This is a genomic window from Stenotrophomonas sp. AGC87 (genome assembly GCF_057333975.1).
The window spans coordinates 34,400-57,663 of sequence record NZ_JBHFHW010000022.1 but is presented as its reverse complement, the minus strand read 5'-3'; the positions used below and the strand labels follow the sequence as shown (position 1 = coordinate 57,663).

The following is a 23,264-nucleotide window of genomic DNA, read 5'->3' as shown; positions in this document are numbered from 1 at the left end:
GGGTACGACGCTCCGGTAGTGCCGGCCGCTGGCCGGCTCCTCGCACGCCCCACCTCCCCCCCCCCCCCCCCCCCCCCCCCCCCACTACCAGCGCGGCAGGCACCAGCCCATCGTTCTTTGACCCGGTAGGTACCGGCCGTTGGTCGGTACGCTTTCTGGCAGGCGCCCGGGTTCGCCCGTCAGATGACCGCGATCTTCGCCTTGGCCAACGCCTCACGCACCATGCCGTCATTGGCCTCGGTCACCGGTCGGGTCAGGTCCCAATGGAACTTCACCCGGAACCCGGATTTCACCGCGTCCTGCGCGCTCCACAGCACGCAGTAGTCGCGCGCCAGGCCGCACACATGCACCTCTCGGATGCCGCGTTCGTGCAGCCACCCGGCCAGGCCGGTCGCGGGGCGGGTGCCATCGGGACCATGGTTTTCACGGAAGGCGCTGTACGAGTCCACCTCACGCCGGGTGCCCTTGCGCAGGATCAGGTCGGCCACCGTCCAGTCCACGCCCGGGTGCAGCACCGCGCCGTCGCTGCCTTGTACGCAGTGGTCCGGCCACAGGGTCTGCGGCTGGGCGTGCAGCAGGATCGCTTCGAACGGGAGATGCCCCGGGTGCTGGCTGGCAAAGGAGGCGTGGTCGGCCGGGTGCCAGTCCTGGGTCGCCCCCACGGTGGCGTACCGGCGTTCGGCGAGCAGGGCGGCAATGTCCGGCACGATCGCATCGCCGTCCACGCAGGCCAGCGTGCCACCGGGCATGAAGTCCGGCTGCAGGTCGATCACGACCAACGCGACATCGGCGGGGTAACGGCTCATGGCGGCTTCACGGCTGTGGGGGCGCCCAGTCTAGCCGACGCCCCCGCAACGGTCAGTCGGCGTCGCCCTGCTTCGAGGTGCCGTCGCCGTAGTACAGCACGCCCAGTTTGATCCGCTCGCGGCCGGTCTCACGGCGGTGGCGGTTGGCGTCGCGCAGTGAGTACACGCAACCGCAGTATTCCTGTTGATAGAACTGCTCGCGCTTGCTGATCTCCACCATCCGCGCGGCGCCGCCGCCCTTGCGCCAGTTGTAATCCCAGTACTGGATGCCCGGGTAGTGTGCGGCGGCGCGGTGGCCGCAGTCGTTGATCTGGTTCATGTCCTTCCAGCGCGAGATGCCCAGCGAGCTGCTGATCACCTGGAAGCCATGTTCGTGTGCGTACAGCGCGGTACGCACGAAGCGCATGTCGAAGCACATAGTGCAGCGGATGCCGCGCTCGGGTTCGTTCTCCATGCCACGGGCGCGGGAGAACCAGGTGTCGGTGTCGTAGTCGGCGTCGACGAACGGCACGCCATGCTTCTCGGCGAAGCGGATGTTCTCCTGCTTGCGCAGTTCGTATTCCTTCACCGGGTGGATGTTGGGGTTGTAGAAGAAGATCGTGTAGTCGATGCCGGAGGCGGTGATCGCCTCCATGACCTCGCCCGAACACGGCGCGCAGCACGAGTGCAGCAGCAGCTTGGTGTGCCCGTCGGGCAGGGACAGGGTGGGGCGGTCGATGGGTGTCAGGTGTGTCGGGGGCATGCGTTTCTCGTCGACCCCACCGCCGGCAACGGCGGCGATGGGGTCCTTGGGGCGGTCTACAAAGGGCAGATCAGGCGGCGTTGGCGTCGGCGGTTTCCTCGCGCAGTTCGCGCGCGGCGGCCACCAATGCTTCCAGCGCGGCACGGGTTTCCGGCCAGCCGCGGGTCTTCAGGCCGCAATCCGGGTTGACCCAGATCTGCTCCGGGCGCAGCACTTCGGCGGCCTTGCGCAGCAGGGCCAGCATCTCGGCCTTGTCCGGCACGCGCGGGGAGTGGATGTCGTATACGCCCGGGCCGATTTCGTTGGGATACTGGAAGCGCACGAAGGCATCCAGCAGTTCCATGCGCGAGCGGGAGGTCTCGATCGAAATCACGTCCGCATCCATCGCAGCCACCGAGTGGATGATGTCGTTGAACTCGGAATAGCACATGTGCGTGTGGATCTGGGTCGCATCGCGCACGCCGCTGGCACTGATCCGGAACGCTTCCACCGCCCAGTCCAGGTACTCGCGCCACTGCGCACGGCGCAGCGGCAGGCCTTCGCGGATCGCCGGCTCGTCGATCTGGATCACGCCGATCCCGGCCGCTTCCAGATCGGTCACCTCATCGCGCAGCGCCAGTGCGATCTGGCGACAGGTGTCCGCGCGGGACTGGTCATCGCGCACGAACGACCACTGCAGCACCGTCACCGGGCCGGTCAGCATGCCCTTCATCGGCCGCTGGGTGAGCGACTGCGCATACTGCGACCAGCGCACCGTCATCGGCCGCGGGCGGGTCACGTCGCCGAAGATCACCGGCGGCTTCACGCAGCGCGAGCCGTAGCTCTGCACCCAGCCGTTCTTGGTGAAAGCGAAGCCATCGAGCTGCTCGCCGAAGTACTCGACCATGTCGTTGCGCTCGAACTCGCCATGCACCAGCACGTCCAGCCCGATCTGCTCCTGCACGCGCACGCAGTGCTCGGTCTGGGTGGCCAGGAACGCATCGTAGTCCGCATCGGAGAGCTTGCCGGACTTGTTGCGGGCACGCGCCTCACGCACCTCCAGCGTCTGCGGGAACGAACCGATCGTGGTGGTCGGGAAGCGCGGCAGCTTCAGCGCAGCGGCCTGGGCCAGGTGGCGTTGCGGGTAGCGGCTGTGGCGCTGTGCATCGGCCGGGGTCAGCGAGGAAAGACGCGCGGCGACGGCCGGGTTGTGCACGCGCGGCGAACGACGGCGCGATTCGATGCATGCACGCGAATGGGCCAGCGGTGCTTCGGCACGTGCCGGCGCATCGATCGCATCGGCCAGCACGCGCAGCTCGCCAAGCTTCTGCCTGGAGAACGCCAGCCAGCTGCGCAGTTCGTCATCGAGCTTCTTTTCGTGGTCCAGATCGACCGGGGTATGCAGCAGCGAACACGACGGCGCCAGCCACAGCGCATCGCTGCCCACATGGCCGTGCGCATAGCGCGCCAGCACCAGCGCGTTGTCCAGGTGGGTGCGCCAGATGTTGCGGCCGTTGACCAGCCCGGCCGACAGCACGCGACCGGCCGGCAGCGCCTTGATCACCGCATCGAGCTGTTCCGGCGCACGGACCAGATCCACATGCAGGCCATCGACCGGCAGCGAGGCGGCAAGGGCGAGGTTGTCTTCCAGTGCACCGAAGTACGTCGCCACCAGCACCTTGGGGCGCGCGGCCTGGGCCAGCACCGCATACGCATGTTCGAACGCGGTGCGGGTGGCTTCATCCAGGTCCTGCACCAGCAGCGGCTCATCCAGCTGCACCCACGCCGCGCCGGCCGCCTTGAGCTCGCCGAGCAACTGCACGTACACCGGCAGCAGCGCATCCAGCAGGTCCAGTGCGTTGCTGCCATCGGTGGTCTTGGACAGCCGCAGGAAGGTCACCGGCCCGATCAGCACCGGACGGGTCTCGATCCCCAGCGCCTTGGCCTGGCGGTACTCGGCCAGCGGCTTGTCGCCGCGCACCGTGAAGGTCTGGCCGGCATGCAGTTCGGGCACCAGGTAGTGGTAGTTGGTGTCGAACCACTTGGTCATTTCCAGCGCATGCAGGTCGATGCCATCGCGCTGCAGGCCACGCGCCATCGCGAAGTAGCCGCTCAGCGGCTCGGCATCGGCGAGTGCGCGGTAGCGGCTCGGGATCGCATCGAACAGGAAGGCGGCATCGAGCACCTGGTCATACAGGCTGAAATCGTTGCTCGGCGGCACATCCACGCCGGCCTCGCGCTGCAGCTGCCAGTGGCGTTCACGCAGCTCGGCCGCGGTGTCCTGCAGCGACGCGGCGCTGCTCTCGCCGGACCAGAAGGCCTCGAGCGCGCGCTTGAGTTCGCGCTTGGCGCCGATGCGCGGAAAACCGAGGTTGGTAACAGTGGTCATTGGAACGTGTCCTCATTGCGTAGGGGCATTGAGGAACGAAGGAACCGCGCGCCGTCCGGGGCTTTGCAGCCCGTTCCGCCCCGCCAGCGACCTTCGCCCCCGCGGGCGAACCGGATGCCGTGAAGCGGACGCACGGGGGCAGCGCCATGCAGGCGGCATGGCGGCAGGCCCCGGCAACCTCCCCGCGGACGTTCCAGGTCGAATCGGAGGACGGTCGTGTCCTCCGGCCGGGGCCGGTATTCGGGCTGATGGACACGGGCGCGGGCGCCCACCTACTCCCTGCCGCTTCCCAGGCACGAAGGCCCAGTGCTGTTGGCAGGATTCGTTTCCATTCACCGCTGCGGGGCAGCTCCGGAATGGGCGCGCGAGGCGCCTTCACCGGATTCCCGTTTAAATCCATCCCTTCATCGGCATGAAGCGATGGATACCTTCGGCGAGCACAAGGTAGGCCGAAGGCGGGCGATGGTCAAGTCGTCTGCGCGATTCTCCCCAACTGCATCCAAACCACCGTCAACTGCGTATCTCCCTGCAAGCCCGCCCGTTTGGACCCCCATGCGCCAGCCCTTGCCCTGCCTGATCCTGCTGATGTCGGCAATCGCCGCCCCCGTGAGTGCTGCCGACCAGACCGTGCAGCGCCAGGAAGGCCGCGCGTATGCCACCGCCGATGGGCGCCTGCTCTACCGCGAGACCCATTGGCTGCAGGGGCCGGCAAGCGCACAGTCGCGGCTGGTGCTGTACCGCTGCAGCGATGGGCGCCCCTTCGCGCGCAAGTGGATGACCCCGCAGGGCAACCCGCAGACGCCTGATTTCACCCTGGACGATGGCCGCGATGGGTATCAGGAAGGCGTGCGCGGCGGCGCCGCTACCCGCCAGGTATCGGTCCGCGCCAGCGCGCAGGCACCCACCTTCAGCAGGGCCATCACGATTCCCTCGGGGGCGGTGGTGGATGCCGGTTTCGACGCCGCGGTGCGCAGCCATTGGGCCGCGTTGCAGGCCGGGCAGAGCGTCGCCTTCCAGTTCCTTCTGCCCAGTCGCCAGCGCCTGGTGCCACTGAAGCTGCAGCGTACCGGCGCGGTCACCTGGCAGGGCCAGCCGGCAGAGCAGCTGCAGATGAAGCTCGACGCCTGGTTCGGCTTCGCCGTGCCCGCGGTCACCTTGATCTATGCCACCGCAGACCAGCGCCTGCTGCAGTTCACCGGCACCGGCAACGTCCGTGATGACAAGGGCAAGTACCCGGACGTACGGGTCGAGTTTCCCGCCGCCCCCGTTGCAACGCCCGCCACCGAGCTCGCCGCTGCCCGCACGCAGCCGCTGGTGAAGACATGCGGTGCCTGAGCGCCCCCTTGCAGCCAGCCTCGCAAGCAAGGACGATGCCGATACGCCCGTTATCGACATTGAGCCTGCGATGCCCGAGCTGGACGCTGCCGCCACCGCCGCATCACACCGTCTGGACGAGTTGCTCGCCCGGGTCGCCGGCGGTGATCGCCAGGCGTTCGAATCGGTCTATCAACTGGCCTCTGGCCGCCTGTTCGCGATCTGCCTGCATGTGCTGCGCGACCGCGGCGATGCCGAAGAGGTACTGCAGGACGTGTTCACCACGGTCTGGAACAAGGCCGCGCAGTTCGACCGCGCCAAGGCGGCGGCCATGACCTGGCTGTCGATGCTGGCGCGCAATCGTTCGATCGATCGCCTGCGGGCCGCGCCGCCACGCGCGCTGGATGATCTGTCGGTGGCCGAGGAACTTCCCGACTTCGCGCCGCAGCCGGCCCAGGTGGCCGAACAGGCGTCGGATAACGAACGCCTGCAGGACTGCCTGGATACGCTCGAACCGCGCCGTCGCTCTCTGATCCGGCTGGCCTTCCTCGATGGCGCCAGCTATGAAGAGCTGGCGCGCCGCATCGGCTCGCCGCTGGGCTCGGTGAAGAGCTGGATTCGCCGCGGGCTGGGCCAACTGCGGGTGTGCCTGGAACGATGAACGTTCGCGATCTCCATGATCAGCATGACGACGGCGAGCCGCCGAGCGCCGACATCCTGGCCGGGGAATACGTGCTCGGGGTGCTCGATGCCGCCCAGCGTGCCGAGGTTGAACGCCGCATCGCCAGCGATCCCGGTTTCGGCCGGCTGGTGACGCAGTGGGAAAACCGCCTCGCGCCGATGCTGGAGTCGCTCGGAAGCAAACCCGTGCCCGCGCATCTGTGGCCGCGCATCCGCACCTCGCTGGGCTGGCCTTCCGCAGCCACGGCCTCGCCACGGCTCTGGCAGCGCACGGGTTTCTGGCAGGGCATGACCGCGCTTGCCGCCGCGCTGGCACTGGTGGCGGTGTTCAGCCGCCGCGATCTGGAGCCGACCGCACCCTTGCCGACGCCCGTGGCGGTCACGCCGACCACGCCGACGACACCGGCCGAGCCGGAGCAGGCCACCAAGCCGGTCACGCCGCTGTTGCACGACGATGGCACGCCGGGCTGGCTGGCGTCCGTCGACAAGGCCCAAGGCAAGGTGCTGATGGTGCCGGTCCCGGCCGCGGCCGATGCGGCCGGCCGTGCACCCGAGCTGTGGCTGATCCCGGCCGGCGGCGCACCGCGTTCGCTGGGCCTGGTCTCCATCGACCGCGCGCATACCGTGGCCGTGCCGGACACGCTGCGTGATGCACTTGTGAACGGCTCGGTGCTGGCGATCACACTGGAACCGTCAACCGGTGCGCCGCAAGGCATTCCGACCGGCCCGATCATCGCCAAGGGCGACATCGCCAACCTGTAATCGCACGGACTCACGGTTTTTTTCCGGATCCGTGCATCCAAACGCCGTCGGCTCCCGTATCTCCTGATAACGCCCAGGAGAAGCGAATCATGTCGGTCAGCCCCACCCCCGACGCAGGACGCACCGCACAGCGACGCCGCTGGGCCACGCTGTGGCGTTGGTTCGATACCAGCACCGATGCCGTGACCCCGGCGGACCAGCCGCAGCGTGTGGACTGGGTGCGGGCCATCCCGTTCGCGGCGATGCACCTGGCCTGCCTGGCGGTGATCTGGGTGGGTGTGTCCTGGGTTGCGGTAGGCGTGGCGGTCGCGCTGTATGCGGTGCGCATGTTTGCGATCACGGCCTTCTACCACCGCTACTTCTCCCACCGCACCTTCCAGACGTCGCGCGCCGTGCAGTTCATCTTCGCGCTGATCGGCGCCTCCAGCGTGCAGCGCGGCCCGCTGTGGTGGGCCGCGCATCATCGCAATCACCATCGTCATACCGATACCGCCGCCGATCCACATTCGCCCTCGGTGCATGGCTTCTGGTGGAGCCACATGGGTTGGTTCCTCACGGTGGAAGGCTTCCGCACCGACTGGTCGCGTATTCCCGATCTGGCCAAGTACCCGGAGCTGCGCTGGCTGGACCGCTTCGACACCTTGGTGCCGGTCGCGCTGGCCGCGGCATTGTTCGGCCTGGGTGCGCTGCTGGAGCGCATCGCGCCGTCGTGGGGCACCACCGGTGGGCAGATGCTGGTGTGGGGCTTCTTCATCTCCACCGTGGTGCTGTTCCACGCCACGGTGACCATCAACTCGCTGGCGCACCGCTTCGGCCGCCAGCGTTTCAACACCGGTGACGACAGCCGCAACAACCTGTGGCTCGCCCTGCTGACCTTCGGCGAAGGGTGGCACAACAACCACCACTTCTTCCCGGGCACCGCACGTCAGGGCTTCTACTGGTGGGAGGTGGATGTCACCTGGTATGGCCTGCGTGCGATGGCCGCGCTCGGGCTGGTGCGTGATCTCAAACCGGTGCCGGCCTGGGTGCTGGCCAAGGCGGAGCACTGACATGCGTATCGCCGTGATCGGATCGGGTATCGCCGGCCTCTCCAGTGCGTGGTGGCTGAGCCAGCAGCATGAAGTGACGCTGTTCGAGGCCAATGACTACCTCGGGGGTCACACCCATACGCATGAGGTGCAGGTCGACGGCCGCACGCAGGCGGTGGACACCGGCTTCATCGTGTTCAACCCTGCGCACTACCCGCTGCTGACCGGCCTGTTCGACGAGCTGGGGGTGGCTTCGCAGCCGACCACGATGAGCTTTTCGGTGCACAGCGAGCGCAGCGGGCTGGAATACAACGCTACCTCGCTGGACACGCTGTTCTGCCAGCGTCGCAATCTGGTGTCGCCACGCTTCTGGGGCATGCTGCGGGATCTGCGCCGGTTCTACCGCGAGGCGCCTGCGCTGCTGGAGCGCGAGGACGACGGCCCTTCGCTGGGCGAGTTCCTCGCCAAGGGCCGCTATGGCCGCACCTTCATCGACGAACACCTGCTGCCGATGGCCTCGGCGTTGTGGTCCTCGCCCACGGCCAGCCTGGCCGCCTTCCCGGCGCGCTACCTGGTGCAGTTCATGGCCAATCACCAGATGCTGCAGATGACCGGGCGCGCGCCGTGGCGGGTGGTGCAGGGCGGTTCGGCCAGGTACGTCGATGCACTGCGCAGCCGCTGGCAAGTGCGCGAGCGCCTGGAGTGTCCGGTGTTCGGCGTGGAGCGGCATGAGCATGGCGTGCGCGTACACAGCGCTGCCGGCCTGGAGGGCTTCGACCAGCTGGTGCTGGCCTGTCACAGCGATCAGGCACTGGCGTTGTTGTCCGATGCCGATCTCACCGAGCGCGCGGTGCTGGGCGCGATCCGCTACCAGCCCAATGAGGTCGTGCTGCATACCGACGCCAGCCTGCTGCCGCGTGATCGCAAGGCCTGGGCGGCTTGGAATGCGCATGTACCGCGCGACCCGCTCGCACCGTGCACGGTCAGCTACTGCATGAACCTGCTGCAGGGCATCGACACGCCGACGCCCTTGGTGGTCACGCTCAACCGGAGCGAGGCGGTCGATCCGGCCACCGTGCTGCGCCGCCTGCAGTACGCCCACCCGGTGCACGATCACGCGATGGTGCGCGCCCAGCAGCGTTGGGCCGAAATCCAAGGCCATCGCCGCACTTGGTTCGCCGGTGCGTACTGGGGCTGGGGCTTCCACGAAGATGGCATCCGCAGTGCCCGCCGCGTGGTCGATGCGCTGCAGGCGCTGGATGCGGAGTCTTACTGGCCGCTGGCCGAGGCACTGCCGGCATGACCGCCAGTGCGATCTATCGCGGCTGGATGCGCCATCGGCGGCACGCGCCGCATGCGCACGCGTTCGGCTATCCGATCGCGCAGCTGCTGCTGGACCTGGACGAACTGCCGCGCCTGTTCGAGCGGCGCTGGCTGTGGTCGGTGGACCGTCGCAACGTGGTCGAGCTCCGCCGCAGCGACTATCTCGGCGCGCCGGATCAACCGCTGGCCGATGCCGTGCGCGCACGCATCACCGAGGCCTTGGGCCGCGCGCCCGCCGGGCCGATCCGCCTGCTCACGCATCCGCGTTATGCCGGCCATGTCTTCAATCCGGTGAGCTTCTATTACTGCTACGCCGCCGATGGCACCACGCTGGACAGCATCGTGGCGGAGATCACCAACACGCCCTGGAAAGAGCGCCACGCCTACGTGCTGCCGGTGGCACAGGCCGATGCCCACGGCCGTGCGCTGTGCTGGTCCTTCGACAAGCAGTTCCACGTGTCGCCCTTCATGCAGATGGACTGCGAGTACCGCTGGCGCTTCACCGCGCCGGGCGATGACCTGCACGTGCACATGCAGGTGTGGCGCGAGGGCGTGTGCCAGTTCGATGCCGACCTGGTGATGCAGCGCCATCCGCTCACCGGTCGTGGCCTGGCCGGCTTGCTGCTGCGCTACCCGCTGATGACCCTCAAGGTAGTGGCCGCGATCCACTGGCAGGCGCTGCGCCTGTGGCTCAAGCGCAACCCCGTTCACGACCATCCATCTCTTGCCGGAAAATCCCCATGAACGACATGACCCGTGCGGTGGCCGTGCCGCAACCGTCCGCCCTTGAAGGATTCCTGCGCGGGCGCCTGCTGGCGCAACTGGCACCGCTGCGCGGCGGGCATCTGCGGCTGCGTGATGCCTTGGGTGATGTGGTGATCGGCGATCCGGACGCCACGCCCCAGGTGACGGTCTGGGTGGACGACCCCGGCTTCTACCGCGCGGTGGCCGCGCAGGGCAGCGTGGGTGCGGGCGAGGCCTACATCCGCGGCGACTGGCGCTGCGATGATCTGGTCGCGCTGGTGCAGCTGCTGGTACGCAACCGCGATCTGCTCGATGGCATGGAGCGCGGCCCGGCGCGCATCGGCGGCTGGCTGCTGAAAGGCTGGAACCGGCTCCGCCGCAACACGCGCGAAGGCAGCCGCCGCAACATCGCCGCGCACTATGACCTTGGCAATCCGTTCTTCTCGCTGTTTTTGTCGCCGGACCTGATGTACTCCTCGGCGCTGTATGCCCGCCCGGAAGACACGCTGGAGGTCGCGTCCGAGCGCAAGCTGGCCCGCATCTGCGAGCAGCTGCAGCTGACCGCGGCCGATCGCGTGGTCGAGATCGGCACCGGCTGGGGTGGCTTCGCGCTGTACGCGGCGCGCCATATCGGCTGCCACGTCACCACCACCACCATCTCGGTGGAGCAGTACACGCTGGCCAGGCAGCGGGTCGAGGCGGCCGGGCTGCAGGACAAGGTCACCCTGCTGCTCAAGGATTACCGCGATCTGGAGGGCCAGTTCGACAAGCTGGTGTCCATCGAGATGATCGAGGCGATCGGCGCGCAGTACCTGGACACCTACTTCGCCACGCTGACCCGCCTGCTCAAGGATGACGGTCTGGCGCTGCTGCAGGCCATCACCATCGAAGACCAGCGTTACGAGCAGGCGCGGCGCAGCGTCGATTACATCAAGCGCTTCGTGTTCCCCGGCAGCTTCATCCCCTCGATCAACGCGATCGTCGCCGCCAAGACGCGCAGCAGCGATCTGCAGCTGATCGGCCAGCATGATTTCGGCCCGTCCTACGCACTCACCCTGCGCGCGTGGCGCCAGCGCTTCCTGGCCCAGCTGCCGGCAGTACGTGCACAGGGCTTCGATGCGGGCTTCATCCGCATGTGGGAGTTCTATCTGGCCTACTGCGAAGGGGGCTTCCTGGAGCGCTCCATCGGTGTCTTGCACCTGCTGATGGCGCGTCCTGGCTACCGGCCCGCATTGATTGCGGGGGAGGCCTGAGGTGCCACGTTTCTGGGCCAACGTGATCGGCAACCAGCTGGTCTGGCTGTGCGCGGTGATCGGCGCAGGTCATGGGTTGCGCTGGCCCGCGCTGGTGGCGGCGGCCGCTTACGTAGGCAGCCAGCTGGCGCTGTCGGCGCAACCGTCGGTGGAACTCAGGCTGATGCTGGTGGCAATCGGCTGCGGCTTGATCGTTGACGGACTGGCCGGCGCCTCCGGGTGGGTGCTGTACGCGGCCGGCAATGATCCTGCGTGGCTGGCCCCGGTCTGGATCCTCGCGCTGTGGGCCGCGTTCGCGATGACGCTCACGGTGTCATTCGCGGTGCTGCAGCGGCATCTGGTTGCGGCAGCGCTGGTTGGCCTGCTGCTGGCCCCGCTGGCGTATCTGTCCGCCGCGCGCGGCTGGTCGTCGGTGGTGTTCGCCGCACCGCAGTGGCACGGCGTGCTGCTGCTCGGCCTGGGCTGGGCGATCGCATTGCCGGTACTTGCGGCGTGCGCCCGTCATTGGCAGACCCGTGCGGTACCCCTCGCCACACTTGCTCCAGGAGACACGCGATGAAGATGCTGTGGGTGGTGTGGCTGTACGCCGCCGTGATCATGACCTGGGGATGGTGGTGGCAGCGCCGGCACCAGAACATCGGCGTGGTCGATGTGCTCTGGGCCAAGGGTGTGGGCGCCTCTGCCCTGTTGCTGGCCCTGCTCGGCGATGGCGCGGCGATGCCGCGGATCGCGCTGGCGGTGCTGGGCGGTCTGTGGGGTTCGCGTCTGGCCCTGCACCTGTGGCACCGCGTGCGCAGCGAGCCAGAGGACGGCCGCTACCAGCATCTGCGCAAGCACTGGAACGGCCACCAGGGAAAGATCTTCGGCTTCTTCCAGTTCCAGGCACTGCTGATCGTGCTGTTCGCGCTTCCCTTCGTGGCGGTGTCGGTGAATCCGGCACCACAAGGCTGGGGCTGGCTGATCGCCGCGGTGGCGACGTGGCTGCTGAGCGTGGGCGGCGAATCGCTGGCGGATCGTCAGCTGGCGCGCTTCCGTGCCGATCCGGCCAACAAGGGTAAGACCTGCCGCGATGGGTTGTGGCGCTACTCGCGGCATCCCAACTATTTCTTCGAATGGCTGCACTGGTTCACCTACGTGCTGCTGGCCGTGCAGTCGCCGTTGTGGTGGCTGGCGTGGGCCGGCCCGCTGGTGATGTACGTGTTCCTGCGCTGGGTCAGCGGCATTCCCTTCACCGAGGCGCAGGCGCTGCGCTCGCGCGGTGAGGATTACCGCGAGTACCAACGCACCACGCCGATGCTGTTTCCGTGGTTCCCCTCCCGCTCGTCGTCTGCCCGCAAGGAATCTTCCCCATGAATGTCGCCAGTGACCGTTTTCCGCTGCCCGACTACGCACCGGGCCTGACCGGCCTGGCCGAACGCGGGTTGCTGCCCGATGCGCTGTTGCGGCTGGGCATCCGCCGCCAGTGCGAGCAGCGCCTGCGCGAAGAGCTTGCCGGTGGCCAGCAGGTCCAGTCGCAGCGCTTTGCCGCGCGTATCGCCGGGCTGGCCAGCAGCGCGGTGGCGTTGCACGTGGATGCGGCCAATCGCCAGCACTATGAAGTGCCGGCCGAGTTCTTCCACCGCTGCCTCGGCAAGCGCCTGAAGTACAGCAGCTGCTACTATGCCACCGGCACTGAAACCCTGGACGAGGCCGAAGAGGCGATGCTCGCGCTGTACGGCGAGCGCGCACAGCTGGCCGATGGACAGCATATTCTTGAGCTGGGCTGCGGCTGGGGTTCGCTGACGCTGTGGATGGCCGAGCGCTATCCGAACGCGCAGATCACCGCGGTGTCCAATTCCAACAGCCAGCGCGAGTACATCCTGGGGCAGTGTCGTGCACGTGGCCTGATCAACGTCAGCGTGCTGACCCGTGATGTGAATCACCTGACGCTCGATGCCGAGACCTTTGATCGCTGCGTCTCGATAGAGATGTTCGAGCACATGCGCAACTACCCGCAGCTGCTGCAGCGCATCCATTCGTGGCTGCGGCCGGAGGGCAAGCTGTTCGTGCACATCTTCGTGCACCGCACGCTGATGTACCCGTTCGAGACCGAGGGCGACGACAACTGGATGGGCCGCCACTTCTTCACCGGTGGCCTGATGCCTGCAGCCGATACCCTGCTGTTCTTCCAGCAGCACCTGCAGCTGCAGCAGCGCTGGCTGCTCGATGGTACCCACTACGAGCGCACCGCCAACCACTGGCTGGCCAACCAAGACCGCGAGAAAGAGGCCGTGATGGCCGTGCTGCGGCAGACCTACGGCGATGCCTCGGCCGCGTTGTGGCACCAGCGCTGGCGCATGTTCTGGATGGCCTGCGCCGAGCTGTTCGGCTACCAGCAGGGCCAGCAGTGGCAGGTCGCCCACTACCTGTTCAACCGTCCGTGATCACCCCACGTTCCTGGAGGAAGCCGTCATGTCCATCCGTGCTCTCGTTCCCCTGCTGGTTGTCGGCATGATGCTCGGCGGCTGCAGCGGCAACACCCGTCCGATCCCGCCTGTGGCGCATGTGGACGTGCCGCGCTTCATGGGCGACTGGTATGTGATCGCCCATATCCCCAGCCGGCCCGAACGTGAAGCGTTCGATGCGGTGGAATCCTACGCACTGCGTCCGGACGGCCGCATCCAGACCACCTTCCGTTATCGAAAGGGCAGCTTCCAGGCACCGATCAAGACCATGCACCCGGTCGGAACGGTCAAGGAAGGCACCGGCGGCGCCATCTGGGGCATGCAGTTCATCTGGCCGATCCAGGCCGAGTACGTGATCGTGGATCTGGATCGGGACTACAAGCAGACCATCGTGGGCCGCAGCAAGCGCGACTACATGTGGCTGATGGCGCGCACCCCGACCATCTCCGATGCCGACTATCAGGCGGCCATGACCCGCATCGCCGCGCTCGGTTATGACCTGTCCCAGGTGAGGCGCGTGCCGCAGTCCGGCAACGCTGAATAAGCCGTTCCGTGCCGCGCTTCTCAGGCCCTGAGAAGCGCGCAGGCGATACTGTCGTCATCGACCTCCCTGGCCCGGGCATCGTTGCAGGGACGGGGGAGGAGGGTGTGCGGATCGGCCGCGCACGGGCGGACAGAGGGCGGCAACGTGGCGGACAAGTACTGCGATCTGGTCATGAAGGGCGGCATCACCAGCGGCATCGTGTATCCCAACGCGGTGCTGTCGCTGGCCCGTGAGTACCGCTTCAAGAGTATCGGCGGCACCTCGGCCGGCGCCATTGCCGCCGCCGTGGCAGCGGCGGCCGCGTTGGGCGATCGGCGTCGCCAGGCCGGTGAGCCGGTCACGGCGGCGGTGGGTTTTCCGGGGCTGGCCGAGGTCTCGGCGCAGCTGTCCCGGCAGGGCTTCATCCACAGTCTGTTCCAACCGGCGTATGGCGCGCGTACCGCGTACCGCCTGCTGGTGATGTTGACCGGCAAGGCCGGCCTGCTGCGCAAGGTCGCCTGTCTGCTCGCCGCGGTGTTCGCGATCGCGCCGCTGGAGGTGCTGGTGTCGCTGGCCGGCCTGCTGGGCATCGGATACCTGGCCGGTGGCATCGACGGCATCTGGGCGACGTTGCTGCCCTCGCTGCTGTGCGCCTACGGCGCCGGTGTACTGGCCTCGGCGCTGCGCGTTGCCCGCGTCGCCCGGCGTAACCTGCTCGGCCTGTGCAACGGCAGCACCCAGCCGAATGCCTCCGCGCCGGCGTTGACGGATTGGCTGCACACCCAGCTGCAGGCCTTGGCCGGCAAGCCGCATGACCAGCCATTGACCTTCGGCGATCTGCACACGGCGCCACGCTATCCGGGCGAACCAAGCGGTGCGCATGCGATCACGCTGCAGATGATCACCACCTGCGTGTCGCACAGCGAGCCGCGCACGCTCCCGTTCAACGCGGCGCACTTCTGGTTCCTGCGCGAGGAGTTCGCGCAGCTGTTCCCGGCCAGCGTGGTCGCGTGGCTGGTTGCACGGGCCGGCGCACCAGAGCGGGTCGATGGGCGCGATTACTACCGCCTGGTCGATGGCGAGGAACTTCCAGTACTGGTCGCCACGCGCATGAGCCTGAGCTTCCCGCTGCTGATCAGCGCGGTGCCGCTGCACGAGCCGGCCCGTCGCGAACGTCGCTGCGAGCCCGTGGCGGATGCCGAGCCACCGCGCGACAACACCAACGTGGCTGACAGCATGGAAGGGCTCACCAGTGGTGGCCAGAGCTGTGGTCCGGTGATCACCGCCTTCCGTGTGTGCTGGTTCTCCGATGGCGGGATCAGCAGCAACTTCCCGATCCATCTGTTCGATGCCGCGTTGCCGCGCTGGCCTACGTTCGGCATCAATCTGGTTTACGCGCAGGCCGCCGAGGCGATCAGTGCCGTGCCGGAGGGTGAGACGAACGCGCATGCGCGTGCGGAGCAGGCGGTGTTCCTGCCGACCGAGAACCGCCATGGCTGGCAGCGCACCTACCAGTCCATCGCGCAGCCGCTGGCCGCCGCGGAGATGTCCGGCTTTCTGTTCTCGATCGTCTCGACCATGCAGAACTGGCGCGATGTGCTGCAGGCCCGTGCGCCTGGGTACCGCGACCGCATCGTGCATGTCGCGCTGGAGGGCGACGAAGGCGGCATGAACCTGGACATGCCACAGGCCGTGCTCAGCCGCATCGCCGACAAGGGCAGCATTGCCGGAGAGCGCTTCTGCGATTTCTCGTTCGCCAATCACTACTGGATCCGCTGGCGCAATCTGGCCTCGGCCTACCAGCGCTACACACTGGATGTTGCGCGCACCGATGACCCCGCACAGCGCGTGGCGGCATACGAAGCGGCGTATCAAAGTGTGGCCACCGGCATGCCGGTGCCGCCCTCCTACCGCTTGAGCTCGGAAGACAAACGCCGCGAATCGCAGCAGTTGTGGCGGCACATGGTCGAGCAGGGCCAGACCTGGGAAGACCTCGGGCCGGACCTCACCGACGGCGCGCCGCGCCCGCTGCCGCAGATGAAGGTCACACCGATCTACTGATCCGGGGATGGACCGCATCCTGATCCGAAATGCCCGCCGTTGGTCGACTTCCCATGAAACGTCACATGACCGGTAGAGCCGACCGTTGGTCGGCTGCGCTCCGCAACGGGGCCAACATTCTCGGCATCGGACGCAAGTCGACCAACGGTCGACGCTACCCGCGGCCTGGCAGCTGCGGGAACGCGCGCTGCATGCAGTCCTCGCGCGGGCACACCCGGCAGCCCGGGCCGATCGAGACCGAGTTGCCCGGGCTCTGGATATCCAGCCCACGCGTGTAGATCAACCGCTCGGCGTGCTGCAGATCGCAGCCCAGCGCCACCGCGAACGTTTTGCGCGGCTGGCCATGCCCGATCGGGCCGCTGCTCACCTGCCGCGCCAGCCAGAAGTGGCGGCGTCCGTCAGGCATGCGCGCGGTCTGGGTCAGTACGCGCCCCGGTTGGTTGAAGGCCTCGTACACGATCCACAACGGGCACGAGCCACCCACTTGTGAGAAGTGGAAATCGGTAGCCGAATGCCGTTTGGAGACATTGCCGGCGCGGTCCACGCGGATGAAGAAAAACGGCAGGCCGGGCGCGCTGCGCCGGGCCAGCGTGCTCAAGCGATGGCAGACCGCCTCGAAGCCCACGCCGAAGCGATGGGCGAGCGCATCGATGTCGTACGCGCTGTGCTCGGCGGCACGCAGGAACTGCGCATACGGCATCACCAGCGCACCGGCGAAGTAGTTGGACATGCCGATCCGGGCCTGCGCGATCTGCTCTGCTTCGCCGAACCCGGCGCGTGCGATCACCGCATCGATCTGCGCCGCGTAGCCGAGCAGGGCCAGCTCGGCCGCCATCTGGAACGCCTGCTGGCCCGGCTCCAGGTAGTCGGGCAGCCACAAGGTGCGGCTGCCGCCGTCGTAGACGCGCTTCTCGCGCCCGGCCTGCAGCGGCCCCACTTCCACCAGTACGCCGTGGCGGTCGGCCAGCAGCTGGCGCAGTCGCGGCGCCACATGCCCGGCCACCAGCCCCCATTCGCCGAACAACTGCTCGGCCAGGTCATCCAGCTCGGGGATGTGGTTGTGCATGCGGTTGAAGAAATCGCGGACCTGGTCGCCCGCGGGCAGCGCCTGCCCGGCATGCACATCGCCCAGCTGGAACTCCAGCGCGGCGGCATGCTCGCGCAGCATCAGGTGGCGGCGGTGCAGGTCGAGCAGGGCACGGCTGATCTGCGGCAGGTTGCCCGCCATCGCGCGCAGTTCGGTGCTGCTGACATCGGCCAGGCCCAGGTCGCGCAGGGTCTCGCCCAGCGATTCCTGCAGCGCGCCGGGGTCATCGACCTCGAACAGTTCGCTGACGTCGCCCAGTACGTCGCGCAGCTTGCCCTGCACCGCCGGGGTCAGCGGCCGCTTGTTGCGCTCGATCTGGTTCAGGTAGCTGGCTGACAGCCCCAGCGCCTTGGCCAGGGCCAGCTGGCTGTAGCCGCGCTGCTCGCGCAGCTTGAGCAGGCGCAGGCCGATCTGGCGTTGGACGGGCTGGCTATTCACAGAATTCACAAGAATCGTAGCGGGCATTGGCCAGATTAAGCGCATACAGGCCGGAAATCGAGGGTGGCACTGTGAATAATGCCAACAACTTTCGACCCGCCGGGATTGTCCATGACTGTTGCAGCGCCCCGTATCCGCATGTTGATCGATGGCCAGTTCATCGAATCGGCCAGCTCGCATTGGCAGAACGTGGTCAATCCGGCCACCCAGGACGTCCTGGCCCAGGTTCCGTTTGCCACCCCCAGCGAAGTCGACGCCGCCGTCGCCTCGGCCAAGGAAGCGTTCAAGACCTGGCGCAAGACCCCGATCGGCACCCGCGCGCGCATCTTCCTGAAGTACCAGCAGCTGATCCGCGAGAACATGAGCGAGCTGGCCCACATCCTCAGCGCCGAGCAGGGCAAGACCGTGCCGGATGCCGAGGGCGATGTGTTCCGCGGCCTGGAAGTGGTCGAGCACGCTGCCGCGATCGGCAACCTGCAGCTCGGCGAGCTGGCCAACAACGTGGCCAACGGCGTGGACACCTACACCCTGCTGCAGCCGCTCGGCGTCTGCGCGGGCATCACCCCGTTCAACTTCCCGGCCATGATTCCGCTGTGGATGTTCCCGATGGCCATCGCCACCGGCAACACCTTCATCCTCAAGCCGTCCGAGCAGGACCCGATGGTCACCATGCGCCTGGTCGAACTGGCGCTGGAAGCGGGTATCCCCAAGGGCGTGCTGAACGTCGTGCACGGTGGCGAAGACGTGGTCAACGCCATCTGCGACCACCCGGATATCAAGGCCGTTTCGTTCGTGGGTTCCACCCGCGTCGGCACCCACGTGTACAACCGCGCCTCGCTGGCCGGCAAGCGCGTGCAGTGCATGATGGGCGCCAAGAATCACGCCGTGGTGCTGCCGGACGCCAACAAGGAACAGAGCCTCAACGCGATGGTCGGTGCCGCCTTCGGTGCGGCTGGCCAGCGCTGCATGGCCGCCTCCACCCTGGTGCTGGTCGGCGAAGCACGCGAGTGGGTGCCGGACCTGGTGGCCAAGGCCAAGACGCTGAAGGTCAGCGGCGGCAGTGTCGCCGGTACCGACGTGGGCCCGGTGATCTCCTGCGCCGCGCGTGAGCGTGTCGAAGGCCTGATCGCCTCGGGCGTGGAGCAGGGCGCCAAGCTGGTGCTCGATGGCCGCAACCCGCAGGTCGATGGCTTCGAGAAGGGCAACTTCGTTGGCCCGACCATCTTCGCCGGCGTCAAGCCGGGCATGCGCGTGTACGACGAGGAAATCTTCGGGCCGGTGCTGGTGATCCTCGAAGCGGACACGCTCGAAGACGCCATCGCACTGATCAACGCCAACCCGAACGGCAACGGCACCGCGCTGTTCACCCAGTCCGGTGCGGCCGCCCGCAAGTTCCAGGAAGACATCGACGTCGGCCAGGTCGGCATCAACGTGCCGATCCCGGTGCCGGTGCCGCTGTTCTCGTTCACCGGTTCGCGCGCCTCCAAGCTCGGCGACCTGGGCCCGTACGGCAAGCAGGTGGTGATGTTCTACACCCAGACCAAGACGATCACCTCGCGCTGGTTCGATGACGAGACGCTGGGTCATGGCGTCAACACCACCATCAGCCTGAAGTAAGCAACAACGGAGTTCGACCATGAGCCACTCGATGACGACGGAACTCGACGAAGCGCAGCAGGCCTATAGAGAGGCCGCGCGTGACTTCGCCCAGGCCGAACTGGCGCCGCACGCCGCGCGATGGGATGCGGAGGGCATCTTTCCGCGCGAGGCGATCGCCAAGGCAGGGGAACTCGGGTTCTGTGGGTTGTACATGGATCCCGAGGTCGGTGGCAGCGGCTTGAGCCGTCTGGACGCCGCCGTCGTCATCGAGGAGCTCGCCAATGTGGATCCGTCCACGGCGGCCTATGTCAGCATCCACAACATGGCGTCGTGGATGGTGGCCAAGTGGGGCCAGCAGAGCCTGCGTGCCGCGTGGGGCGCAGACCTCTCGTCCGGCACCAAGCTGGCCTCGTACTGCCTGACCGAGCCGGGTGCCGGCTCGGACGCGGCCTCGCTGAAAACCAGCGCGGTGCGTGACGGCGACGATTACGTACTCAACGGCTCCAAGGCCTTCATCTCCGGCGCCGGTGCCACCGAGCTGCTGGTGGTGATGGCGCGTACGGGCGGTCCAGGCGCGGGCGGCATCAGCGCGATCGCGGTGCCGGCCGATCTGCCGGGCATCAGCTATGGCCGCAAGGAAGAGAAGATGGGCTGGAACAGCCAGCCGACCCGGGGCATCACGTTCGAGAACGTGCGCGTGCCGGTCAGCCATCTGCTCGGCGAGGAAGGCAGTGGTTTCAAGCTGGCCATGAAGGGCCTGGATGGTGGCCGCATCAACATCGCCGCCTGTTCGCTGGGCGCCGCCCAGGGCGCACTGGATGCCGCCCGCCGCTACATGGGCGAGCGCCGCCAGTTCGGCAAGGCGCTGTCGGAATTCCAGGCACTGCAGTTCAAGCTGGCCGACATGGCCACCCAGCTGGTCGCCGCCCGGCAGATGGTGCACACCGCCGCGCGCAAGCTCGATGCCGGTGCCAGCGATGCCAATGTGTGGTGCGCGATGGCCAAGCGCTTCGCCACCGACGCCGGCTTCAACATCTGCAACGACGCACTGCAGATCCACGGCGGCTACGGCTATATCCGTGAATATCCGATCGAACGGCTGCTGCGCGATTCGCGCGTGCACCAGATCCTGGAGGGCACCAACGAGATCATGCGTGTGATCGTGGCCCGCCACCTGCTCAACACTGAAGAGGAACTGCGATGATGGAGTGGCGCCAGCATGATCATGTCGGCCTGAAGGTCGAGGCCGATGGCCACGTCGCGGTCATCACCCTCAACAATCCGCCGGCGCATACCTGGACCGTGCACAGCCTGTCCGCGCTGCGCGACCTGGTCGGCGCGCTCAATGCAGACCGCGATATCTACGCGCTGGTGATCACCGGCGATGGCGAGAAGTTCTTCTCCGCGGGTGCCGATCTCAAGCAGTTCGCGTCCGGCGACAAGGCCGCCGCTCGTGAAGCCGCGCGCCGCTTCGGTGAGGCCTTCGAGGCACTGTCTGGTTTCCGCGGTGTCTCCATCGCGGCGATCAACGGCTACGCGATGGGCGGCGGCCTGGAATGCGCGCTGGCCTGCGACCTGCGCATCATCGAAGAACACGCCCAGGTGGCGCTGCCGGAGGCCACCGTCGGCCTGCTGCCGTGCGCCGGTGGCACCCAGAACCTGCCGCGCCTGGTCGGCGAAGGCTGGGCAAAGCGCATGATCCTGCTGGGCGAACGCATCGATGCGGATACCGCACTGCGTATCGGCCTGGTCGAAGAGAAGGTCGGCAAGGGCGAAGCCAAGGCATTGGCGCTGGCATGGGCGCACAAGGCGGGCAAGCAGAGCCCGACCAGCATCGCCGCGTGCAAGACGCTTGTGCAGGCCACCCGCACCGGTACCCACGCCTCGGCGCTGGTGGCCGAGCGCGAAGCCTTCGTGGATCTGTTCGACAGCGCCGACCAAGCCGAAGGCGTGAACGCCTTCCTGGAAAAGCGTGCCGCGCAATGGAAAAACGCATGAGCACCGCCGTCGCCAGCGACGAGGCACCGGTGCTGTTCGAAGAGCGCGCCGCCGGCAACGGCACGCGCATCGGCATCGCCACGCTCAACGCCGCGCGCACCCTCAACGGGTTCTCGCTGCCGATGGCGCACCTGCTGCGCGAGCGGCTGGAGGCCTGGGCCGTTGATGACGGCATCGCGCTGGTCGTGCTGCAGGGCGCGGGCGAAAAAGCCTTCTGCGCCGGCGGCGACCTGCACAGTCTGTACCGCAGCATGGTCGATTACCGCGAGAGCGGAAAGACCGACATCCGCGACAACGCCTACGCCGCTGAATTCTTCGACGTCGAGTACCGCGTCGACTACGCGATCCACACCTATCCCAAGCCGATCCTGTGCTGGGGTCATGGCATCGTCATGGGCGGTGGCATCGGGCTGATGTCCGGCGCCAGCCACCGCGTGGTCAGCGAGCGCTCCAAGCTGGCGTTCCCGGAGATCACCGTCGGCCTGTTCCCGGACGTGGGCGGCAGCTGGCTGCTGCCGCGCGTGCCCGGCCACGGCGGCCTGTTCCTGGCCCTGACCGGCGCGCCGCTCAACGCCGGCGATGCGATCTACGCCGGCCTGGCCGATATCCACATCGCCGAGGCACAGCGCGAGACCGTGTTCAATGCGCTGGCGGACGTGCACTGGAGCCGGGAGGCCAAGCGCAACCACGAACAACTGACCGCGCTGCTGCAGCAGCACGCCAGCGATGCGGCCACCGGCCCGTTGCTGCGCAATGCCGCCACCGTGGATGCGCTGTGCGCCGGTGACGACGTCGGCGCGATCGTCGAGGCGATCCTTGCCCTGGAGACCGAGGATGCCTGGCTGAAGACCGCGCAGGCCACGCTCGCTGCCGGTGCGCCCGGCTCGGCGCGGCTCGCGTTCGAGCTGCAGCGCCTGGCCGAGGGCGCCTCGTTGGCCGAGGTCTACCGCATTGAGTACATCGCAGCACTGCATGCGGCCGCCCACGGCGATTTCGCCGAAGGCATCCGCGCGCTGCTGATCGACAAGGACCGCACCCCCCAGTGGCAGCCGCGCACGCTGGCGGACGCCACGGCCGAGTGGGCCCGCACCTTCTTCGTTTCGCCGTGGTCCGATGCCGCGCATCCGCTGGCCGACCTCGGTGCCACCGTCCCTGAAAGGAGCCACGCATGAGCCGTATTGCATTCATCGGGTTGGGCAACATGGGTGGCCCGATGGCCGCCAACCTGGCCAAAGCCGGTCACGCCGTGCGCGTGTTCGATCTGGTGCCGGCTGCCGTGCAGGCCGCCGTCGATGCCGGCGCCACCGCCGCCAGCTCGGCGCTGGATACGCTGACCGACGCCGAGATCGTCATTTCGATGCTGCCGGCCAGCCGCCACGTGGAAGGCGTCTACCTCGGTGATGATGGCCTGCTGGCCGATATCCCGGGTGGCGCGCTGATCATCGATTGCAGCACCATCGCCCCGGCCACCGCCCGCAAGGTCGCCGAAGCGGCCGCGGCGCGTGGCCTGCAGATGCTGGATGCCCCGGTGTCCGGCGGTACCGCAGGTGCCCAGGCCGGCACGCTGACCTTCATTGTCGGTGGCGAAGCCGAGGCACTGGAGCGGGCGCGCCCGCTGCTGCAGGCGATGGGCAAGAACATCTTCCATGTCGGCGCCAGCGGTGCCGGCCAGGTGGCCAAGCTGTGCAACAACATGGCGCTGGGCGTGATCATGGCGGTGACCGGTGAATCGATCGCGCTGGGCGTCGCGCACGGGCTGGACCCGAAGGTGCTCTCGCAGATGATGGCGGTCAGCACCGGCCGCAGCTGGGCCACCGAAGTGTGCAACCCGTGGCCCGGCGTGCTCGAAAACGCCCCGGCCTCGCGCGGCTACAGCGGCGGCTTTGGCAGCGACCTGATGCTCAAGGACATGGGCCTGGCGGTGGAAGCAGCGATGAGTGTTGGCGCCTCGATCCCGCTGGGCGAGCTGGCCCGCAACCTGTATTCGATGAATCACCAGGCCGGTCGCGGCAAGCTGGATTTCTCCAGCGTGGTGCAGCTGATCACGCACGACGAATAAAGGCCGGATCCGGTAGTGGGGGGGGGGGGGGGGG

General features: G+C 67.6%; 21 protein-coding genes and 1 riboswitch. Of the genes, 17 read left to right on the top strand and 4 right to left on the bottom strand.

Annotation, left to right across the window (positions count from 1 at the left end):
- Window positions 1-179: 179 nt before the first annotated feature.
- The 3 genes from ACE026_RS08795 to metE all read right to left on the bottom strand — a co-directional run bounded on the left by ACE026_RS08795 (window position 180) and on the right by metE (window position 3,916).
- Window positions 180-806 carry a nicotinamidase gene (locus ACE026_RS08795; RefSeq protein ID WP_486038710.1) on the bottom strand — a complete coding sequence of 209 codons (627 nt, stop codon included), beginning with the start codon at window positions 804-806 and terminating at the stop codon, window positions 180-182.
- Between the two features lie 52 nt (window positions 807-858).
- Window positions 859-1,548, bottom strand: a complete 690-nt coding sequence (locus tag ACE026_RS08790; RefSeq protein ID WP_486038709.1) for an epoxyqueuosine reductase QueH — start codon at window positions 1,546-1,548, stop codon at window positions 859-861.
- A 70-nt stretch (window positions 1,549-1,618) separates the two neighbouring features.
- Entirely contained in the window at window positions 1,619-3,916 is a 2,298-nt protein-coding gene (gene metE / locus ACE026_RS08785) for a 5-methyltetrahydropteroyltriglutamate--homocysteine S-methyltransferase (RefSeq protein ID WP_486038708.1), read from the bottom strand.
- 214 nt (window positions 3,917-4,130) lie between these two features.
- Window positions 4,131-4,364, bottom strand: a riboswitch (cobalamin riboswitch).
- Between the two features lie 104 nt (window positions 4,365-4,468).
- On the opposite strand from metE, the gene ACE026_RS08780 reads away from it, so the two are divergent.
- The 12 genes from ACE026_RS08780 (at window position 4,469) to ACE026_RS08725 (ending at window position 16,049) form a co-directional block, all read left to right on the top strand.
- Window positions 4,469-5,251: a hypothetical protein gene (locus tag ACE026_RS08780; RefSeq protein ID WP_486038707.1), complete on the top strand. Its 783-nt coding sequence runs from the start codon at window positions 4,469-4,471 to the stop codon at window positions 5,249-5,251.
- 70 nt (window positions 5,252-5,321) lie between these two features.
- Complete coding sequence (locus tag ACE026_RS08775; protein ID WP_486038706.1) at window positions 5,322-5,891, top strand: sigma-70 family RNA polymerase sigma factor; 570 nt, start codon at window positions 5,322-5,324, stop codon at window positions 5,889-5,891.
- Complete coding sequence (locus tag ACE026_RS08770; protein WP_486038705.1) at window positions 5,888-6,673, top strand: anti-sigma factor; 786 nt, start codon at window positions 5,888-5,890, stop codon at window positions 6,671-6,673. Before ACE026_RS08775 ends, ACE026_RS08770 begins: the two co-directional genes overlap by 4 nt.
- Window positions 6,674-6,762: 89 nt before the next feature.
- Window positions 6,763-7,722 (top strand): acyl-CoA desaturase, encoded by a 960-nt coding sequence (locus tag ACE026_RS08765; RefSeq protein WP_486038704.1) that lies wholly within the window; start codon window positions 6,763-6,765, stop codon window positions 7,720-7,722.
- Window position 7,723: 1 nt separating this feature from the next.
- Window positions 7,724-9,004 (top strand): NAD(P)/FAD-dependent oxidoreductase, encoded by a 1,281-nt coding sequence (locus ACE026_RS08760; RefSeq protein ID WP_486038703.1) that lies wholly within the window; start codon window positions 7,724-7,726, stop codon window positions 9,002-9,004.
- On the top strand, window positions 9,001-9,768 hold the full coding sequence (locus ACE026_RS08755) for a DUF1365 domain-containing protein (RefSeq protein WP_486038702.1): 768 nt from the start codon (window positions 9,001-9,003) through the stop codon (window positions 9,766-9,768). The genes ACE026_RS08760 and ACE026_RS08755 overlap by 4 nt, the downstream gene beginning before the upstream one ends.
- Complete coding sequence (locus ACE026_RS08750) at window positions 9,765-11,021, top strand: class I SAM-dependent methyltransferase (RefSeq protein ID WP_486038701.1); 1,257 nt, start codon at window positions 9,765-9,767, stop codon at window positions 11,019-11,021. The genes ACE026_RS08755 and ACE026_RS08750 overlap by 4 nt, the downstream gene beginning before the upstream one ends.
- Before the next feature lies 1 nt (window position 11,022).
- On the top strand, window positions 11,023-11,580 hold the full coding sequence (locus ACE026_RS08745) for a DUF2878 domain-containing protein (protein WP_486038700.1): 558 nt from the start codon (window positions 11,023-11,025) through the stop codon (window positions 11,578-11,580).
- Window positions 11,577-12,374, top strand: a complete 798-nt coding sequence (locus ACE026_RS08740) for a DUF1295 domain-containing protein (RefSeq protein WP_486038699.1) — start codon at window positions 11,577-11,579, stop codon at window positions 12,372-12,374. Before ACE026_RS08745 ends, ACE026_RS08740 begins: the two co-directional genes overlap by 4 nt.
- Window positions 12,371-13,444, top strand: a complete 1,074-nt coding sequence (locus ACE026_RS08735) for a cyclopropane-fatty-acyl-phospholipid synthase family protein (RefSeq protein WP_486038698.1) — start codon at window positions 12,371-12,373, stop codon at window positions 13,442-13,444. Before ACE026_RS08740 ends, ACE026_RS08735 begins: the two co-directional genes overlap by 4 nt.
- Window positions 13,445-13,472: 28 nt before the next feature.
- The gene (locus ACE026_RS08730; RefSeq protein ID WP_486038697.1) at window positions 13,473-14,009 is read left to right on the top strand and encodes a lipocalin family protein; all 537 of its coding nucleotides are present in this window, start codon (window positions 13,473-13,475) and stop codon (window positions 14,007-14,009) included.
- A gap of 144 nt (window positions 14,010-14,153) precedes the next feature.
- Window positions 14,154-16,049, top strand: a complete 1,896-nt coding sequence (locus ACE026_RS08725; protein WP_486038696.1) for an RpoH suppressor — start codon at window positions 14,154-14,156, stop codon at window positions 16,047-16,049.
- 154 nt (window positions 16,050-16,203) lie between these two features.
- Here ACE026_RS08725 and ACE026_RS08720 read toward each other — a convergent pair whose 3' ends face one another.
- A complete protein-coding gene (locus ACE026_RS08720) occupies window positions 16,204-17,601 on the bottom strand; it encodes a helix-turn-helix domain-containing protein (RefSeq protein ID WP_486038695.1) in 1,398 nt (465 codons plus the stop codon).
- Between the two features lie 84 nt (window positions 17,602-17,685).
- Between ACE026_RS08720 and ACE026_RS08715 the strand changes: the two genes are divergently transcribed.
- Genes ACE026_RS08715 through mmsB form a run of 5 tightly spaced genes read left to right on the top strand, consistent with a single transcriptional unit; the run spans window position 17,686 to window position 23,230 of the window.
- On the top strand, window positions 17,686-19,191 hold the full coding sequence (locus ACE026_RS08715; protein ID WP_486038694.1) for a CoA-acylating methylmalonate-semialdehyde dehydrogenase: 1,506 nt from the start codon (window positions 17,686-17,688) through the stop codon (window positions 19,189-19,191).
- A 19-nt stretch (window positions 19,192-19,210) separates the two neighbouring features.
- On the top strand, window positions 19,211-20,377 hold the full coding sequence (locus tag ACE026_RS08710) for an acyl-CoA dehydrogenase family protein (RefSeq protein ID WP_121044261.1): 1,167 nt from the start codon (window positions 19,211-19,213) through the stop codon (window positions 20,375-20,377).
- Window positions 20,374-21,171, top strand: coding sequence for an enoyl-CoA hydratase (locus tag ACE026_RS08705; RefSeq protein ID WP_088432482.1), 798 nt, complete (start codon window positions 20,374-20,376; stop codon window positions 21,169-21,171). The genes ACE026_RS08710 and ACE026_RS08705 overlap by 4 nt, the downstream gene beginning before the upstream one ends.
- Window positions 21,168-22,343, top strand: a complete 1,176-nt coding sequence (locus ACE026_RS08700) for an enoyl-CoA hydratase/isomerase family protein (RefSeq protein ID WP_486038693.1) — start codon at window positions 21,168-21,170, stop codon at window positions 22,341-22,343. Before ACE026_RS08705 ends, ACE026_RS08700 begins: the two co-directional genes overlap by 4 nt.
- Window positions 22,340-23,230, top strand: a complete 891-nt coding sequence (gene mmsB / locus ACE026_RS08695) for a 3-hydroxyisobutyrate dehydrogenase (protein ID WP_152152923.1) — start codon at window positions 22,340-22,342, stop codon at window positions 23,228-23,230. Before ACE026_RS08700 ends, mmsB begins: the two co-directional genes overlap by 4 nt.
- Window positions 23,231-23,264 lie beyond the last annotated feature (34 nt).

What these genes read in the sequence shown, in the direction of transcription:
- ACE026_RS08795 (WP_486038710.1), bottom strand. Translation starts at nt 806, where the DNA reads ATGAGCCGTTACCCCGCCGATGTCGCGTTGGTCGTGATCGACCTGCAG.
- ACE026_RS08790 (WP_486038709.1), bottom strand. Translation starts at nt 1,548, where the DNA reads ATGCCCCCGACACACCTGACACCCATCGACCGCCCCACCCTGTCCCTG.
- metE (WP_486038708.1), bottom strand. Translation starts at nt 3,916, where the DNA reads ATGACCACTGTTACCAACCTCGGTTTTCCGCGCATCGGCGCCAAGCGC.
- ACE026_RS08780 (WP_486038707.1), top strand. Translation starts at nt 4,469, where the DNA reads ATGCGCCAGCCCTTGCCCTGCCTGATCCTGCTGATGTCGGCAATCGCC.
- ACE026_RS08775 (WP_486038706.1), top strand. Translation starts at nt 5,322, where the DNA reads ATGCCCGAGCTGGACGCTGCCGCCACCGCCGCATCACACCGTCTGGAC.
- ACE026_RS08770 (WP_486038705.1), top strand. Translation starts at nt 5,888, where the DNA reads ATGAACGTTCGCGATCTCCATGATCAGCATGACGACGGCGAGCCGCCG.
- ACE026_RS08765 (WP_486038704.1), top strand. Translation starts at nt 6,763, where the DNA reads ATGTCGGTCAGCCCCACCCCCGACGCAGGACGCACCGCACAGCGACGC.
- ACE026_RS08760 (WP_486038703.1), top strand. Translation starts at nt 7,724, where the DNA reads ATGCGTATCGCCGTGATCGGATCGGGTATCGCCGGCCTCTCCAGTGCG.
- ACE026_RS08755 (WP_486038702.1), top strand. Translation starts at nt 9,001, where the DNA reads ATGACCGCCAGTGCGATCTATCGCGGCTGGATGCGCCATCGGCGGCAC.
- ACE026_RS08750 (WP_486038701.1), top strand. Translation starts at nt 9,765, where the DNA reads ATGAACGACATGACCCGTGCGGTGGCCGTGCCGCAACCGTCCGCCCTT.
- ACE026_RS08740 (WP_486038699.1), top strand. Translation starts at nt 11,577, where the DNA reads ATGAAGATGCTGTGGGTGGTGTGGCTGTACGCCGCCGTGATCATGACC.
- ACE026_RS08735 (WP_486038698.1), top strand. Translation starts at nt 12,371, where the DNA reads ATGAATGTCGCCAGTGACCGTTTTCCGCTGCCCGACTACGCACCGGGC.
- ACE026_RS08730 (WP_486038697.1), top strand. Translation starts at nt 13,473, where the DNA reads ATGTCCATCCGTGCTCTCGTTCCCCTGCTGGTTGTCGGCATGATGCTC.
- ACE026_RS08720 (WP_486038695.1), bottom strand. Translation starts at nt 17,601, where the DNA reads ATGCCCGCTACGATTCTTGTGAATTCTGTGAATAGCCAGCCCGTCCAA.
- ACE026_RS08715 (WP_486038694.1), top strand. Translation starts at nt 17,686, where the DNA reads ATGACTGTTGCAGCGCCCCGTATCCGCATGTTGATCGATGGCCAGTTC.
- ACE026_RS08710 (WP_121044261.1), top strand. Translation starts at nt 19,211, where the DNA reads ATGAGCCACTCGATGACGACGGAACTCGACGAAGCGCAGCAGGCCTAT.
- ACE026_RS08705 (WP_088432482.1), top strand. Translation starts at nt 20,374, where the DNA reads ATGATGGAGTGGCGCCAGCATGATCATGTCGGCCTGAAGGTCGAGGCC.
- ACE026_RS08700 (WP_486038693.1), top strand. Translation starts at nt 21,168, where the DNA reads ATGAGCACCGCCGTCGCCAGCGACGAGGCACCGGTGCTGTTCGAAGAG.
- mmsB (WP_152152923.1), top strand. Translation starts at nt 22,340, where the DNA reads ATGAGCCGTATTGCATTCATCGGGTTGGGCAACATGGGTGGCCCGATG.